Annotated in this window: 14 protein-coding genes; 8 read left to right on the forward strand and 6 right to left on the reverse strand. The window is 29.8% G+C overall.

Translation table 11 applies throughout. The annotated features are described in order from the left end of the window. Nucleotides 1–101: 101 nt before the first annotated feature. Nucleotides 102–1010, reverse strand: a complete 909-nt coding sequence (locus tag Q0K54_RS10480; protein WP_294581057.1) for a nucleoside recognition domain-containing protein — start codon at nt 1008–1010, stop codon at nt 102–104. A 49-nt stretch (nt 1011–1059) separates the two neighbouring features. Here Q0K54_RS10480 and hflX point away from each other — a divergent pair, with 49 nt between their 5' ends. Genes hflX through argF form a run of 3 tightly spaced genes read left to right on the forward strand, consistent with a single transcriptional unit; the run spans nt 1060 to nt 3535 of the window. Then, on the forward strand, nt 1060–2286 hold the full coding sequence (gene hflX / locus Q0K54_RS10485) for a GTPase HflX (RefSeq protein WP_294581059.1): 1227 nt from the start codon (nt 1060–1062) through the stop codon (nt 2284–2286). A gap of 13 nt (nt 2287–2299) precedes the next feature. Further along, entirely contained in the window at nt 2300–2488 is a 189-nt protein-coding gene (locus tag Q0K54_RS10490) for a hypothetical protein (RefSeq protein ID WP_294581060.1), read from the forward strand. 54 nt (nt 2489–2542) lie between these two features. After that, nucleotides 2543–3535, forward strand: a complete 993-nt coding sequence (argF, locus tag Q0K54_RS10495; RefSeq protein WP_294581063.1) for an ornithine carbamoyltransferase — start codon at nt 2543–2545, stop codon at nt 3533–3535. 81 nt (nt 3536–3616) lie between these two features. Here argF and Q0K54_RS10500 read toward each other — a convergent pair whose 3' ends face one another. After that, nucleotides 3617–4240, reverse strand: coding sequence for a hypothetical protein (locus Q0K54_RS10500; protein ID WP_294581064.1), 624 nt, complete (start codon nt 4238–4240; stop codon nt 3617–3619). A gap of 220 nt (nt 4241–4460) precedes the next feature. Between Q0K54_RS10500 and Q0K54_RS10505 the strand changes: the two genes are divergently transcribed. Beyond that, nucleotides 4461–5210, forward strand: a complete 750-nt coding sequence (locus Q0K54_RS10505) for a metallophosphoesterase (RefSeq protein WP_294581066.1) — start codon at nt 4461–4463, stop codon at nt 5208–5210. 5 nt (nt 5211–5215) lie between these two features. Beyond that, on the forward strand, nt 5216–6040 hold the full coding sequence (locus Q0K54_RS10510; protein WP_294581068.1) for a MurR/RpiR family transcriptional regulator: 825 nt from the start codon (nt 5216–5218) through the stop codon (nt 6038–6040). An 18-nt stretch (nt 6041–6058) separates the two neighbouring features. Here the strand turns inward: Q0K54_RS10510 and Q0K54_RS10515 are convergent, their stop codons facing one another. The 4 genes from Q0K54_RS10515 to vanR all read right to left on the reverse strand — a co-directional run bounded on the left by Q0K54_RS10515 (nt 6059) and on the right by vanR (nt 9303). Next, entirely contained in the window at nt 6059–6805 is a 747-nt protein-coding gene (locus Q0K54_RS10515; RefSeq protein WP_294581070.1) for a C39 family peptidase, read from the reverse strand. 115 nt (nt 6806–6920) lie between these two features. Then, the gene (locus tag Q0K54_RS10520) at nt 6921–7430 is read right to left on the reverse strand and encodes a VanZ family protein (RefSeq protein WP_294581072.1); all 510 of its coding nucleotides are present in this window, start codon (nt 7428–7430) and stop codon (nt 6921–6923) included. A gap of 90 nt (nt 7431–7520) precedes the next feature. Then, complete coding sequence (locus Q0K54_RS10525) at nt 7521–8618, reverse strand: cell wall metabolism sensor histidine kinase WalK (protein ID WP_294581075.1); 1098 nt, start codon at nt 8616–8618, stop codon at nt 7521–7523. Beyond that, nucleotides 8611–9303 carry a VanR-ABDEGLN family response regulator transcription factor gene (gene vanR / locus Q0K54_RS10530; RefSeq protein WP_294581077.1) on the reverse strand — a complete coding sequence of 231 codons (693 nt, stop codon included), beginning with the start codon at nt 9301–9303 and terminating at the stop codon, nt 8611–8613. The genes Q0K54_RS10525 and vanR overlap by 8 nt, the downstream gene beginning before the upstream one ends. Before the next feature lie 185 nt (nt 9304–9488). Here vanR and Q0K54_RS10535 point away from each other — a divergent pair, with 185 nt between their 5' ends. From Q0K54_RS10535 to Q0K54_RS10545, 3 genes are all read left to right on the forward strand, one after another. Beyond that, a complete protein-coding gene (locus tag Q0K54_RS10535) occupies nt 9489–10658 on the forward strand; it encodes an MFS transporter (RefSeq protein ID WP_294581078.1) in 1170 nt (389 codons plus the stop codon). After that, complete coding sequence (locus tag Q0K54_RS10540) at nt 10648–11436, forward strand: MurR/RpiR family transcriptional regulator (RefSeq protein ID WP_294581081.1); 789 nt, start codon at nt 10648–10650, stop codon at nt 11434–11436. The genes Q0K54_RS10535 and Q0K54_RS10540 overlap by 11 nt, the downstream gene beginning before the upstream one ends. 93 nt (nt 11437–11529) lie before the next feature. Next, complete coding sequence (locus Q0K54_RS10545; protein WP_294581084.1) at nt 11530–14217, forward strand: esterase family protein; 2688 nt, start codon at nt 11530–11532, stop codon at nt 14215–14217. The last annotated feature ends 324 nt before the right edge of the window (nt 14218–14541 follow it).

Raw genomic sequence — 14541 nt, forward strand, 5'->3', positions numbered from 1 at the left:
TAAATTATACTAAATTAATTTTTAGGCAAAAGATATTTTAAGATTTTGAAAAATTATCTCAATTTATTCGGTATTTTTCTAGTTTTAATGATAAAAACATTTCAAAAAAGATAAAAACAATAACATAAAATAAAAGAAAAAAAACCATGAAATAATCTTGCCAGGAAATATTTTTTAAAACTATAGTCAATCCCATCTAATAGATTATCAGTTTGCATCATTACACTAAAACCACTAAATGACAGATTAAAAGCAACAAGACTGTAAACCAGCGGAGTATGTTTAAATTGTAATAATTGTAAACTGCCAGAACTAAATTCCAATATTCCTTGAATAATCGCGTTAATAAAGGCATCATCGATAAAATAAGAAATAGCATAGCCGATAAATTGAAATACCAGCATATAACCTAAAATAAAAATAAAAGCATAACAAGAAGATAAGATGCTTTGTTTTAAAGCGTTGACGAAACTTAAATGAGGTTGTTTTAATTTACTTAAAGATTCTTTTAAAGTTTGAAAAGAATATCGATGATTATAGAATAAAGCTAAAATGATACTTGGTAGAAAATGGGTAATATAGATGATCAAAGGGTTTTCAAGCTGTAATGAAACAAAAATAAAGGAAATTGAAGCAAATGAAGCAATTGATAATAGATGCTGCAGTTCCTGGTTGCTGATATATTTTAATTCATAAGCTTCTTTGATCATTTTAACATTAGTGGGATAACCACAAAAAAAGGAAATAAAGTATATTGATGACATGATTGGTGATAATTTAAATAATGGTTTAAAAAGCCATTGAATTAAATAGCTAAAAAGATTTAAAAGGCCTAATGATAAGCATAATGATATTAAGATCATAAAAGGTAATAGTGATGGCAGCAGATTATTTATAACGATTTTAATAACATTATTTGATAGTGATACGATTTGAAACATATTAAAGAAAGAAAATAGCGTGATAAAGATAACTAAAAGTAAGGTGAAATAATAATTTATTTTTTTCATTGTCTTTCCTTCTTAAAAAAGATAAGGTAAAATATAGTAGGGTGAAAAAATGAAGGCATTAATCGTAGGTGTTAAATATCAAAATATGAATTATAATTTGGATAACTCATTAGATGAATTGGTTGAGTTATGTAAAGCATGTCAAATTCAGGTTGTAAAAAGGGTTGTTCAAAAGTTAGAAAAAATTAATCCTTCATTATTTCTAGGAACGGGAAAAGTTCAGGAAATCAAAGCAGAATTAGACGATATTGATATCGTCATTTTTGATGAAGAACTAACACCGTTACAAGTAAAAAATCTAACTGACATTTTAGAAATTGAAGTGACTGATCGTACTGATTTGATTTTAAGAATTTTTGAAGTTCGAGCTCAAAGTAAAGAAGCTAAACTTCAGGTAGCTATTGCCAAAGGTCAATATTTATTGCCACGATTAGCTGGGATGAAAGAACATCTTTATAGCCAACAAGGTGGTTCCGGTTTTCGTGGTAGTGGTGAAAAACAAATTGAGCTGGACCGACGTCAGATTGCCAATACAATCAATCAGGCTAAAAGACAGTTAGAAAAAATTGTCAAAACACGTCAAAATCAACGACGCAAACGCAAGGATAACCAACTTCCTATCGTTGCTTTGGTAGGTTATACTAACAGCGGTAAAAGTACGCTTTTAAATAGTTTTTGTTTAAATCGTGATAAACAGGTATTGCAGCAAGATATGCTGTTTGCAACATTACAGACGGCAACTAGACACATTACGATTAATAATTGTCCTTGTTTAATGACGGATACGGTTGGGTTTATTAATCGTTTACCACATCAGCTAATCGATTCATTTCGTTCTACTTTAGAAGAAGTTGTTGAAGCTGATTTATTAATTCATGTGGTTGATAGTTCCAATGAAAATTATGATCAATGTATTCAAACGACTAATGCGGTTTTAAAGGAAATAGGAGTTAAGGATACGCCGATGATCTATGCCTATAATAAGATTGATTTGAATAAATATGGATTAATAATACCTCAGGAGCCCTACGTCTTTATTTCAGCTAAAGAGAAAAAGGGATTAGATCAGCTTGAAAAGCAAATCAGCGCTATCCTCTTTAAAGATTATGCTATTTATCAGTTAAATATTCCTTATCAAGATGGTGAAGTGTTTAAGTATTTACATCAGCATTGTTTAGTGCTAGAATCTAAGTATTTAGAAAATAGTATTTATTTAAAACTTTCAGCTCATCCAAGTTTTATTAGTCGATATAGCCAATATTTACTTAAAAATTAAAGGAGGAATTTTTATGAGTGATCGTAAATTATTTCGTTTAGATTTATCAATAGCAGTTGAAGCTACTTCACCAGAGGAGGCTTTTGATATTTTAATTACTGATGAAACATTGCATCAGATTCGTGAGTTAATCATTAAATCTAAAGATAATATTAAGGAAATGTTTGAAAAAGAACAGGATCAGCCTACAGTAATCAATTAGTTGATTATTGTGGCTTTTTTTGTTAGAATTAAGCTATTAAAGGGAGGTTTTATTGTGAATTTACATGGAAGAAGTTTTTTAACTTTGAAAGATTATACCCAAGAAGAAATCAGATATTTATTGGATTTAGCGCATCAGCTAAAAAAAGATAAAAAAGAAGGTAAATTAGGTAATCGTCTTCAAGGTAAAAATATTGTTTTGTTATTTGAAAAAACATCTACTAGAACTAGATGTGCTTTTGAAGTAGCTGGTTATGATGAAGGTGCTAATGTTACTTTCTTAAGTAATTCACAAATGGGAAATAAAGAATCAATTGAAGATACCGCTAAGGTTTTAGGTAGAATGTATGATGGTATTGAATTTAGAGGGTTTGAACAAAGTACTGTTGAAGCATTAGCTAAACATTCAGGCGTTCCAGTTTGGAACGGATTGACTGATGTTGATCATCCAACGCAAACTTTGGCAGACTTTTTAACAATTGAAGAACATTTAAATAAACCATTAAACGAAGTTAAATTTGTTTTTACCGGTGATATTCGTAATAACGTTTGCTACGGTTTAATGTATGGTGCAGCAAAAATGGGAATGCATTTTGTCGCATTAGGACCTAAAGAATTAGAAATGGATCCAGAAGTAGTAGCTTATTGTCAAAAAGAAGCTAGTAAATCAGGTGGTAGTTTGACAGTTACTGATAATGTTGATGAAGCAGTTAAAGGTGCTGATGTTATTTATACTGATATCTGGGTTTCTATGGGTGAAGCAGAAGAATTATATCCTAAACGAGTTAAGTTATTAACACCATATAAGGTTACAACTGAAATGATGGCTAAAACTGGTAATGAAAAGACTTTGTTTATGCATTGTTTACCATCTTTCCATGATTTTGAAACAACTTTGGCTAAAGAAAAATATGAACAAGGAATCGATATTCGTGAAGTCGAAGATGAAGTATTTAGAAGTGCTAATTCAGTTGTTTTTGATGAAGCCGAAAATCGAATGCATACAATTAAAGCCGTTATGGTAGCTACTTTAGGTAATGATCACTAGTTTGATACTAGTGATTTTTTTATAAAAAAGATTGAATATTTTAACTGGTAAACAGCTAATAATATTCAATCTTAAGAGTAGCTATTTTGTTATTTTTTCATTAGTAATCATATCCAATAATCCTCGATAATTATATGTAGCATAAATATTGGTTGCTATTGTTCGAACAGGCATTTTATTTTCGACAATTTTCATTGCTTTTGGTTCTAAATATGATATTTGTGGTGCTAAGTATAAAAGATCACAGTTTTGATAAGTATTACTTAGCTGATAGAAACCAATTGGTATGATTTCATAATTCAAGTGTTTTAAGGAGATCAATTCAGCAAGTTTAGTTGCAAAGAAAGTTGATGATAAACCACCAGAACAACAGATAATAACTTTAAGTGGTGGGTGTTTTTGATATTTAGTTAAAGCCTCATAAAAATCGTAAAATAGTTTTTGAGCTTGCTTTAAATCAATCAGCTCGTAATGCAGATAAAAAAGCTGGTTTCCTTTTTCATCTATGATCTGTTCTTCAATAATACCATTAGACCAGATATTAATTGATCCACTAATATTATGATAAATAAAATTAATCGTTTTCCCGTATTGATCAATAGTCCGGGTAGAAATTTCAATCCCTTGATCATATTTATTGCAATTACCGGCTACCCATTGAAAAAACAATTCCAGATTGACATCCAGATAGAATTTATCAACCATAATAACCACTCCCTTACCTATAAGTATAATCAAAAATGATGGTTTGATGCGAATTTTTCCAAAATAGAAACCTCTGAATTTGAAATGTAGTTTTTATTTAAACAAAAATTGTTAAATAATTCATTGTCAAAAAGTTCTTTTTAAATTGTTGCTAAAAGCCATGACAGGTTGTTTAAATCGTTGTATAATTTGGATAATACATATAATATTAGGAGAAAAGATGACAAAGAAAATATATGTGATTAGTGATTTACATGGTCACTATGATTTATTTATTAAATTATTAACTAAAATTAAATTTGATCAAGATGATTTATTATATATAATTGGTGATATTTGTGATCGAGGACCAGACAGTCTTAAAATACTATTTTATATTATGGAACATGATAATATTATTTTGTTGAAGGGTAATCATGAATATATGATGCAAGAAGCTCTTTATTATGGAATATACTACAATGATTTTGATTATCCTAGTAAGGCTTTAAAAAACTGGCTAGCTAATGGTGGTGATACTACTATGGCTAATATTCGTGATTATTTAAAGAAAGATAAACTAAAACATAGTGACTATCAGGTAGTTCGTGATGCTTTTTTAAAACAACTATATGAATATCTTTTAAATTTACCAAGCTACTTAGAATTAGAAGTTAATGGACAAAAGTATGTTTTAGTTCATGCTGGAATTAATCCTCGTTATCCCCTGGAAAAACAACGTTTGCATGATTTATTATGGATTCGAAATGATTTTTATTTAGCTCGTGGTGATTTAACGAAAATATATATTTTTGGTCATACACCAACCGCACTATTAAATGATGATTGTAGTTTTAATGTTTGGTTTGATCCAATCAATGAAAATAAAATTGGCATTGATGGAGGATTGGCCTGTGGCAGTATCTATAGTCAATTAAATTGTCTTTGTTTAACTGATGAACGCATCATCGTTATCAAACAGGAGGGATAGAAACGATGCGAGGAGCTTTTTATAATCTGATTAATTTTATTAATACGACCAATATAAATGATGTCTATGCTAATGCTGCACGCATTATTTTAAAAAATATTTTCTTGATTCCTGAATGTACAATTACAGATGTGGCCGATCTTTGTTTTGTTTCTACGGCAACGATATCACGTTTATGTCGTAAGTTAAACTATGAATCATTTGCCGATTTTAAAACTGATGTTACTATGAATTTAAATTATTTTAATCGTGATACTTTACGCTTGCAATTTGATCATCAGTTACCAGAACGTAAATATCTACATCGTGGTAAAGAAGTTTTTAAAGCTCATTTCGATAATATTTTAAATAATTTACAAACGACATATGATACAGTAGCTTATGAAGATTTAGAATTTATCGTGGATAAAATTCATGATGCAAATCGTGTTTGTTTTGCCGGTAATTTTTTTACTCAATCAGTATCGATGCAATTACAGATTGAACTTTCATATCTTGGTAAAGAGTGCAGTGGGATGTATCCTTTGCAACAACAGGTGTTGGCAATTGAATCATTAAATGAAAATGATGTTATTATTGTATCAAGTATTGCTGGTGGTTTTATGGTCGATCATCCTAATGTTATGCGAATTATTTCTAAAAGTACAGCTTATAAAATTGTAATTACTCAATTAGATAAATTTGCTTATAGTGACAAGATGGATATGATCTTAAAAGTGGGAACGGATCATCATTCTTTGATTGGCAAGTTTTCAATCACTTATATTTTTGAAGTTTTGGAAGCTTTATATCATTTAAAATATGGAAATAAGACAAACCAACAAAAATAGCACAGTTTAACTGTGCTTTTAAATTAATGAATAAGCCCACATAGCTTTGATTTGCCATGAGAGTCGTTCATAGCTCCAGGATCTTTGACTATTTTCACGACTGTTGGGATCATTGATAATAAATTTATCATTTTTACATTTTGTTATGACGATGAAATGACCTGTATCAGTAAAATCACCAGGACGAACACTACAGATAATCGGATGTCCTTGTTCTAACTGGGATTTCATTGCTGTTTCATCTAAAGCAACTGGTGTTGCTTTGATTCCAAAGGCTTGACAACCACTTTGCATAAAATTCCAGGTAGTCTTACTGCCATCTAGATAGCCATGATCTTGGGCATAGTTAGCAACATATCGTGGATTATAGGTAGTATCTCCAGTTAAACCAACACTGACCATTGATAAACAGGTTGGACCACAACCAGCGGTACCAATGATTTCTTCACCATATTGATTAAAGGCCCATCTAGAATCCCATTGTAGATAAAGCGGAATTCCTTTAGGAACACTTAAATTAATAGGGTCGTTAGTAACGGTAGCGGTGTAATTGGTTTCTAATTCAATTGCTTGAGGATTTTTTTCAACAAAATCTTTTATATATTGGGGACAGTTATTACTTGAACTATTATTTATTAGTTTATTGCTGGAATTATTATCTTGATAAAGCAGGGGTGGAATAATTTGAATACAGATATACCCCAAACATAAAATGATAATAAAGCAAATTAAAACCGGAATTTTTTTGAATAATTTTGATATCATAAATTACATCGAATAATATTTAGTTATAATTGAATAAATAATAATAGCCCCAATGCCCAAAACGATCAGTAAAAAATTCTTATAATTTGTTTTATTTTCCATAGTTCTAGCTCCTTTAAATCATGATTAATCGTGGATAGTAAGTACAAACTGAAATAAAACTCAGTGTTGTAAAACTGGTAAAGAAAAGATTGGTTGCCAGTGAAGAATTATGAATATTCTTAAATAAATAATAAGTTGCTATTCCTAGTATCGTTCCAATTGTATTTAATAAAAGATCATCAACATCAAAGATGCCCCAGTTGGTAGCTAATTGGATAAGTTCAAACGATAGGCTGGTAAATATTCCAATAAAAATAATATGCCCATTTCTTAGAAAACTAAAATAGTATTTTAAAATAATACCTAATGGGATAAAAAGAATAATATTTCCTAAAACATTAATCAGCCAGGTAATACTGCTTTGATATTGATAACTGTTGATAAAAGTAAATAAATCAAGATTGATATTGTTGTAATAAATATTGCCATTTTTAAATACAATAAGTTTAATTAAGATACCTAGATAGATAAGGGACCAAAGCAACATCACTTTATTTTGGATTAGCTTTTTTTGTGTTTTCATGCAATTACCTCCAAACTCAAAAAACCTATTCGTTGTCATAATCATAACAAAAACGAATAGGTAAAGTTTTTTTATTGTCTAAAGAATTTCTTACAAATCTCTTACAGCTGGTAATTGGATAGTAAAAGTAATCTGACTATCAGCAATCTTGGCTTCAATTGTTCCATTATGCAGTTCGACAATTCGTTTAGTAATTGCCAGTCCTAAACCTGATCCCCCAGTTTTACTATTTCGAGATTCATCAAGACGAACAAAGGGCTCAAAGATTCGCTCTAAATGATATTCTTTGCTATCATCAATAGCATTAGTAATTTGGATAATTATTTGCTGCTGATCTAATTTGGCACTAATAGTAATCTTAGAATCATTTACACTGTAATTAATAGCATTACGAATTAAATTATCGAAAACACGCTCAAATTGATTTGTATCTATTTGGGCTTTTAAATTATTTTCAATATTAGTAACACATGATAAATTTTTTTCTTGATACAGTGGTAAAAATTCATAGGATATCTGGGCTAACATCATGGAAATATTAACAGTTTGCTTTTCTAAAACCGTATCACTTAAATTATATTTAGCGATAGAGAAAAATTCTTCAATCAGCTCTTCTAATCGAAGTGATTTTTCAAAAGCAATTTTAGTATAATCGTTTCGTTCTTTAATTGATAATTTAGGACTATTAACTAACAGATTTAAATATCCCACGATTGAAGTTAGCGGTGTTTTTAAATCATGAGCCAAGTATAATAATAAATCATTTTTTTGACGTTCAGCTTCTTTGATTGCTTGTTTATTTTGTAATGATTCTTTTTTGATCTGGTTCATCTGATCTTCTATTTCTTTTAACTCATATGGCAATTGAATCATGGTATCGTTATCAGCTACTAATACTTTTCCGGCTTCCAGCATTTTTTCAATATATTGCATTGATTCACGATATCGAAATGAGAAGATAATAATGGTATCTAAGGCAATTAAAGTAATAAAGATCGCCATTAAATTATCTTTGATGATTTGGGCCAGCTGATAAACTAAATCATACTCTTGCCAGATATATAAATGATAGACTTCATAAGAGTATAGCAATAATATAATAAAAGCAGTAGCCGTGATACTAACAGTAATTGCAATTTTTTTAATTAAGTTAGCAGTTAAACTTTGTTTAAAATGTGAATTATTCAATGGTATAACCTACGCCCCAGATCGTTTTGACAAATTTTGGTTTTCGGGCATTTTCATGCATTTTTTCCCTTAATCTAGCTACATGGGCCATTACGGTATTATTATTATCTAGATATTTCTCCTGCCAGACTGCTTCAAACAGCTCTTCTGAAGTTACAACACTGCCACGTTTAGAACATAAATACCAAAGAATCGAAAATTCAATTGGAGTTAAATTTAATGGCTGATCGTAAAGAGTACATTTATGGGTATCGTTATTGATCATTAGACCATTAAAATCATAAACTTGGGGATTATTAGTATTATCATTAACATTGTAACGAGTATAACGTCGAATTTGGGTTTTGATTCTAGCAACTAATTCTAATGGATTAAAAGGTTTAGTCAGATAATCATCAGCCCCTAGAGTTAAACCATTAATTTTATCCATGTCATTATTTTTAGCTGTCAACATAATAACGGGAAAATAATAAGACTCTCTAATTTTTTTTAATAATGAAAAACCATCTAAATCTGGCATCATTACATCTAAAATAGCCAAATCGTAGTGATTTTTTTGCAAGCTTTCTAAAGCCTTAGTACCATGATAATATTTATATACATGATAACCTTCATTTTGAAGATACAATTCTATTAAATCTGCGATTGATTGTTCATCATCAACAACAAGAATATTATAAGCCATATAATCACCTCAAATTCATCTTAGCTTAAATCATAATAAATTACAAATAAATCAAAAAGATTTAAGAAAATCGTAAGAAAATAAAGTTTGAATAAATTATTTTCTAAATAAACAATTAAAAATTACTATTTTATTTTTAACTTAAAAAGTATAAAATAAAATAGATATAGGAGAAAGGATGAAAAATGAAACAAATATTTACTCTATTAGCTATCTTTTCTGTGACTTTCCTGTGTCAAACAAGGGGAACTATTAATCCAGGTATGAGTTTACTCTACCAACATTTCAATAATTATTCGATGGCTACTGTTTCCTTGATGACTAACATTTGTTCATTAGCGATAATTCCAACTTCTTATATTGTTGGGAAAAATGCTGGGAATAAATGGAAATATAAGTCTATTATCATCTGGATGAATATTATAATGCTCATCGGTGGAATAGGGCCTTATTTTGTCGATAATTTATATGTAATGTTATTTTTTAGAACCTTGTTTGGAATTGGGGTAGGAATTGCAATTACATTGCATCGTCCTTTAATAATAACTTGTTATTCGGGAGAAAAGCAGTTACGTTATTTAGGTTACGATACAATTATTGCCAGTCTAGGAATGATATTTTTTCAAACGCTAGTGGGGATATTGTCTGGGATTGAGTGGAAATTAATGTTTCTGGGATATTTACCAATTATTTTAATATTAGGATTGTCTTATTTTTTACCAGATATTGAATTAAAAAATGAAACAGTTACTAAAGAAAGTGGTAAAATTTCCAGGGAAGTAAAATTGATTATTCTCGTATTTTTACTTTTAAGTATTTTTACTAATTGTATCGGTGTTAATCAGGCAACGCTATTTTCATTAAAAAAATTTTCAAATCCGGTATTTTTAACAGCATCTGTATCAAATATAAATGCTATATTCTCAGTTATTTCCGGTTTATTCTTCAATCAGATTTATCAGCGATTTAAAAATCAATTTTTAATCATTTCATTGATTATCAGCACTTTTTCAATTAGTTTATTCATTTTTGGAACCACAGAATTAATCATGTATATAGCTAGTGCTTTATTTGGTTTTGCTTATAATCTGGTTGTTTTATATTTATTTTTAATCCCAAGTAAATTAGTAAGTTCCAATAAAGTTGCTATGATTGGTGGTTATTTGGCAGTGGCAGCTGGAATTGGTGGCTTTTTAGCTTCTTTAGTTATGAAAATTTGTGAGTATTTATTTAAAGAAGTTGTTTATTCTAGTTTTATTTTGTGTGGATTAGTTTTTATTATTTGTACCATTATAATTATCGGTTTATTAAATAAAAAGGATTTAACTCTCAATAGGAGGAAAAATGGAGCATAATAACATATTTGGTTTTATTAAATTTTGTAACGAACGGCTCACAAATTCTAATGAATATAATATTGCCAGAGTCATTATTAGCCATTTTAATAATATTAAATCAGTATCACAGGAAACAATTGCCAATGAAGCTAATATTTCAGTTGCTTCAGTTAGCCGATTTATTAATAAAGCTGGTTTTGATTCTTTTCAAGATTTTAAATATAAAGTTGAAATCTATAATAAAGATACCAAAATGCGAAGAATATTGGAACATACGATGCGCTTTATGCGTACTTCTTTAGAAGATATGGCAGATAATCTTTATGATGATGCAATCAATAACTTACATCAAACAAAACTGAATCTTGATCTTGATAAATTAAAGCAAATATCTAAAAGATTAAAAAATAGTCATAGTGTGATGATCATTGGTGATAGTCATGAATTAAATGATTTCTATACTTATCAATTAGATTTATTGATCAATGGAATCCCATCATATTTAATTAACGTTGCGGAATTAGAAAAAGCTCAGATTAATAATTTAAATCAAGATGATAGTATTCTTTATTTGGATATGTACGAAGGCTGGTTTAGTGATGGAAAAAGAATGTTTTTGCAAAAGATGAAAGAACGTAATGTTTATATTATCGCTTTTTGTCAAGAAACTAGTCATTTACAAGATTATGCTGATTTAATCTATGTTTATGGAATTAATCAAAGTAATAATAACGGCTATTATTCTTTACCGTATTTAAGTCGGATACTTTCAGAAATAATTTATCACAATTTTTAAAAGTTGCTTACATTTTTTGTAAGCAACTTTTATTTTCAATTGTAGTTTCTTATAGCTGAATAATTTAAAATAGTAATCAAGAGGAGGAAGTTTATGAAGAAAAAGAATTTATTTTTGTCTTTAGTATTATCTTCTACTATGGTTTGCTCTATGCAAAGTGTAGTAAATATTTCGGCGCAAGAAACATATATGCCTGGTGTTACTGTAGAAGAAAATACTAATCCTGACTGGAATGCCGATTATATGGCAACATTTGTTTATGAAGATACTGATGCAAGAGATGCTGTTTCAGTAAATATTCAAGGTGGTTTTCAGTTTTATAAAGATGAGGAAGTAAAAGATTATAATGCTTCCGGCGATAATTCTCAAATCCCTTGTTATGATGCTTATCAGTATGAAGATGGAATGTTTGCTGCAAGTTCTAGTTTACAAACTGGAGCAATGATTCCTTATGAGATGGAAGAAATATCTGATGAAGTATTTAAATTAACAATGCCCCTTCCAGCAAATCAGTATTTTTATGCTTATTACATTACTTACAGTGATGGAACAACTTTAGATAAAGTTTATGATCCTGCTAATTTACCAGTTAAAAACGGTGACTCTGATGCCGGATGGAGTTTATTTTATGTAGGTAATGGTGAAACAGCTGGTCAAGAATATATTTATCCTCGCTCTAATCAGCAAGGAACAGTTGAGTATATTACTTATACAGCTGTAGATGGTTCAAGCCAGCCATTAGGAGTTTATTTACCATATAATTATGATAGTAATAAAACATATAAGACTATCTATGTATCACACGGTGGTGGTGGTAACGAAGTAGAATGGATGACAATTGGTTCAGTTCCAAATATCATGGATAACTTGATTGCTAATAAAGAAGCAGCTGAAGCAATCGTAGTAACAATGGATAATACATATTTTAATTGGGATTACAATCAGATTGTTCCTAATGTAATTAATAATATTATTCCAACAATTGAAAGTCGTTATAGCGTTTCTAGTGAAGCTAAAGACCGTGCATTCTGTGGACTTTCAATGGGATCAATGACAACTAATGAAATGTTAAAACAAGTTACTGATTCATTTGGTTATTATGGTGCTTTTTCTGGTGGTAATTCTGATTTGAATCCTGATAACTGGAACAGTGAAGCGATGAATAATGCCGTTATTTATTTAACAGCTGGTTGTATTGATATGGCCTATAATAACAATCTTGGAATTAGTTCAGTTGATTTTATGAATATGCTTGATCAAATGGGTGTAAATTATTCATTTGAATTGAAACCAGGTTCTCATGATTGGTATGTATGGCGTGATTCATTCACTAGTTTTGTAAAAGATTACTTATGGGATTATGAACAATTACCAGAAGCATCTGATTATCAACCAGGTGTAACAGTTGAAGATAATACCAATGATGCATATGCTGCAGATTATCAGGCAACATTTGTATATGAAGATACTGATGCAAGAGATGCAGTAAGTGTTAGTGTTTCTGGAAACTTACAATTCTATGCAAAAGATGATATTACTAATGGATTCATTGATACAGGAAGTGCTGCAGGCGCTACAGTATATAGTGTTTATGATTATCAAGATGGAATGTTTAATACTGGATATGGATTAAACAATGATACAATGGTTTATAACTTGAGCGAAACAAGTGATGAACGTTTTGAAATTACTTTACCATTACCAGGTAACTTGTATTATTATGATTATACAGTTACATATGATGATGGAACTTCAGTAACTATGCAAGATCCAGCTAATCCATCAATTGCTAATGAAAGTAATGGACATGATGCTGGTCATAGCTTGTTCTATGTTGGAAACAGTAGTAATACTACTGAAGGACAAGAGTATATTTATGAAAGAACAGATGGATTAAAAGGAACATATTCATTTGTATCATATGAAGCAGTAGATGGAACAACACAGCCATTAGGTGTATATTTACCACATAACTATGATAGCAGTAAAACATATAAGACTATCTATGTATCACATGGTGGTGGCGGTAATGAAAATGAATGGATGACAATTGGTGCTTTACCAAACATCATGGATAATTTAATTGCCGAACAACAAGCAGCAGAAGCAGTAGTAGTAACAATGGATAATACATATTTTAGCTGGGATTATGATCAAATTGCAGCAAACCTAGAAAATAATATTATTCCATTTGTTGAAGCAAATTATAGTGTATCTACAAATGCTAGTGATCGTGCATTCTGTGGACTTTCAATGGGAAGTATGACAACAACAACGTTAATGCAAAGCTATACAGATTTATTTGGATATTATGGTGGTTTTTCAGGAGCTAATGTAAATGCCGAAGTCACTGATTTAGAAGCATTAAAAAATGTAACTATCTATTTAACAGCTGGAAATGTTGATATGGCTTTAAAAGACGCTAATGGTGATGAAAGTATCAAAACTGTTGGAATGGCAGCAAAATTAGATGAATTAGGTGTATCATATGGTATGGATGTTAAATATGGTGCTCATGACTGGGGCGTATGGCGTGATGCATTTACAACATTTGCCAAAGATTACTTATGGGATGTTGAAACTGATGAACCTGAAGTAACACCAACTCCAGATACTCCTGAAGATAAAGTGGATCCAACAACTTCAACATCAAACCCAAGTCAAACTACAGCTTCTAGTGTAAAAACTGGCGATGATCAAAATATGATGATTTATGGATTAGGATTACTTGCTGGTATTACTGGTTTAGGATATGTTTATAAAAAAAGAAAAGTAAACTAAAATATTAGGTAATGTAGATTATAAAACTACATTACCTTTTTTTGTATGATTATAATATGTTAGATAAAAGATAGACAATTATAAATGCTCTATAAAATGTTTGAAATAATAACGGATTAACAGTTAAAAAAGTTTAAAATAAAACTTTTTTTCAAAAATACTTGACTATATAGTTACTATATGGTGTTCAATGAAACGGTAGTGTAAAGAGTTTATGAAAAATTAATATCGAACCAAAAATTTTCTGCACTTTTTTACACGAATCCGCAAAAAAAAGAAAGATGAAATCCAGTTTTGAAAAATCATAAATCTTTGAAACCTGAA

This window comes from uncultured Thomasclavelia sp., from assembly GCF_944324745.1.
Classification (GTDB): domain Bacteria; phylum Bacillota_I; class Bacilli_A; order Erysipelotrichales; family Coprobacillaceae; genus Thomasclavelia.

Bases quoted from the DNA above. Each gene is read 5' to 3' on its own strand.
- Q0K54_RS10480 (WP_294581057.1), bottom strand. From the start codon at position 1,010: ATGAAAAAAATAAATTATTATTTCACCTTACTTTTAGTTATCTTTATC.
- hflX (WP_294581059.1), top strand. From the start codon at position 1,060: ATGAAGGCATTAATCGTAGGTGTTAAATATCAAAATATGAATTATAAT.
- Q0K54_RS10490 (WP_294581060.1), top strand. From the start codon at position 2,300: ATGAGTGATCGTAAATTATTTCGTTTAGATTTATCAATAGCAGTTGAA.
- Q0K54_RS10500 (WP_294581064.1), bottom strand. From the start codon at position 4,240: ATGGTTGATAAATTCTATCTGGATGTCAATCTGGAATTGTTTTTTCAA.
- Q0K54_RS10505 (WP_294581066.1), top strand. From the start codon at position 4,461: ATGACAAAGAAAATATATGTGATTAGTGATTTACATGGTCACTATGAT.
- Q0K54_RS10510 (WP_294581068.1), top strand. From the start codon at position 5,216: ATGCGAGGAGCTTTTTATAATCTGATTAATTTTATTAATACGACCAAT.
- Q0K54_RS10515 (WP_294581070.1), bottom strand. From the start codon at position 6,805: ATGATATCAAAATTATTCAAAAAAATTCCGGTTTTAATTTGCTTTATT.
- Q0K54_RS10520 (WP_294581072.1), bottom strand. From the start codon at position 7,430: ATGAAAACACAAAAAAAGCTAATCCAAAATAAAGTGATGTTGCTTTGG.
- vanR (WP_294581077.1), bottom strand. From the start codon at position 9,303: ATGGCTTATAATATTCTTGTTGTTGATGATGAACAATCAATCGCAGAT.
- Q0K54_RS10535 (WP_294581078.1), top strand. From the start codon at position 9,489: ATGAAACAAATATTTACTCTATTAGCTATCTTTTCTGTGACTTTCCTG.
- Q0K54_RS10540 (WP_294581081.1), top strand. From the start codon at position 10,648: ATGGAGCATAATAACATATTTGGTTTTATTAAATTTTGTAACGAACGG.
- Q0K54_RS10545 (WP_294581084.1), top strand. From the start codon at position 11,530: ATGAAGAAAAAGAATTTATTTTTGTCTTTAGTATTATCTTCTACTATG.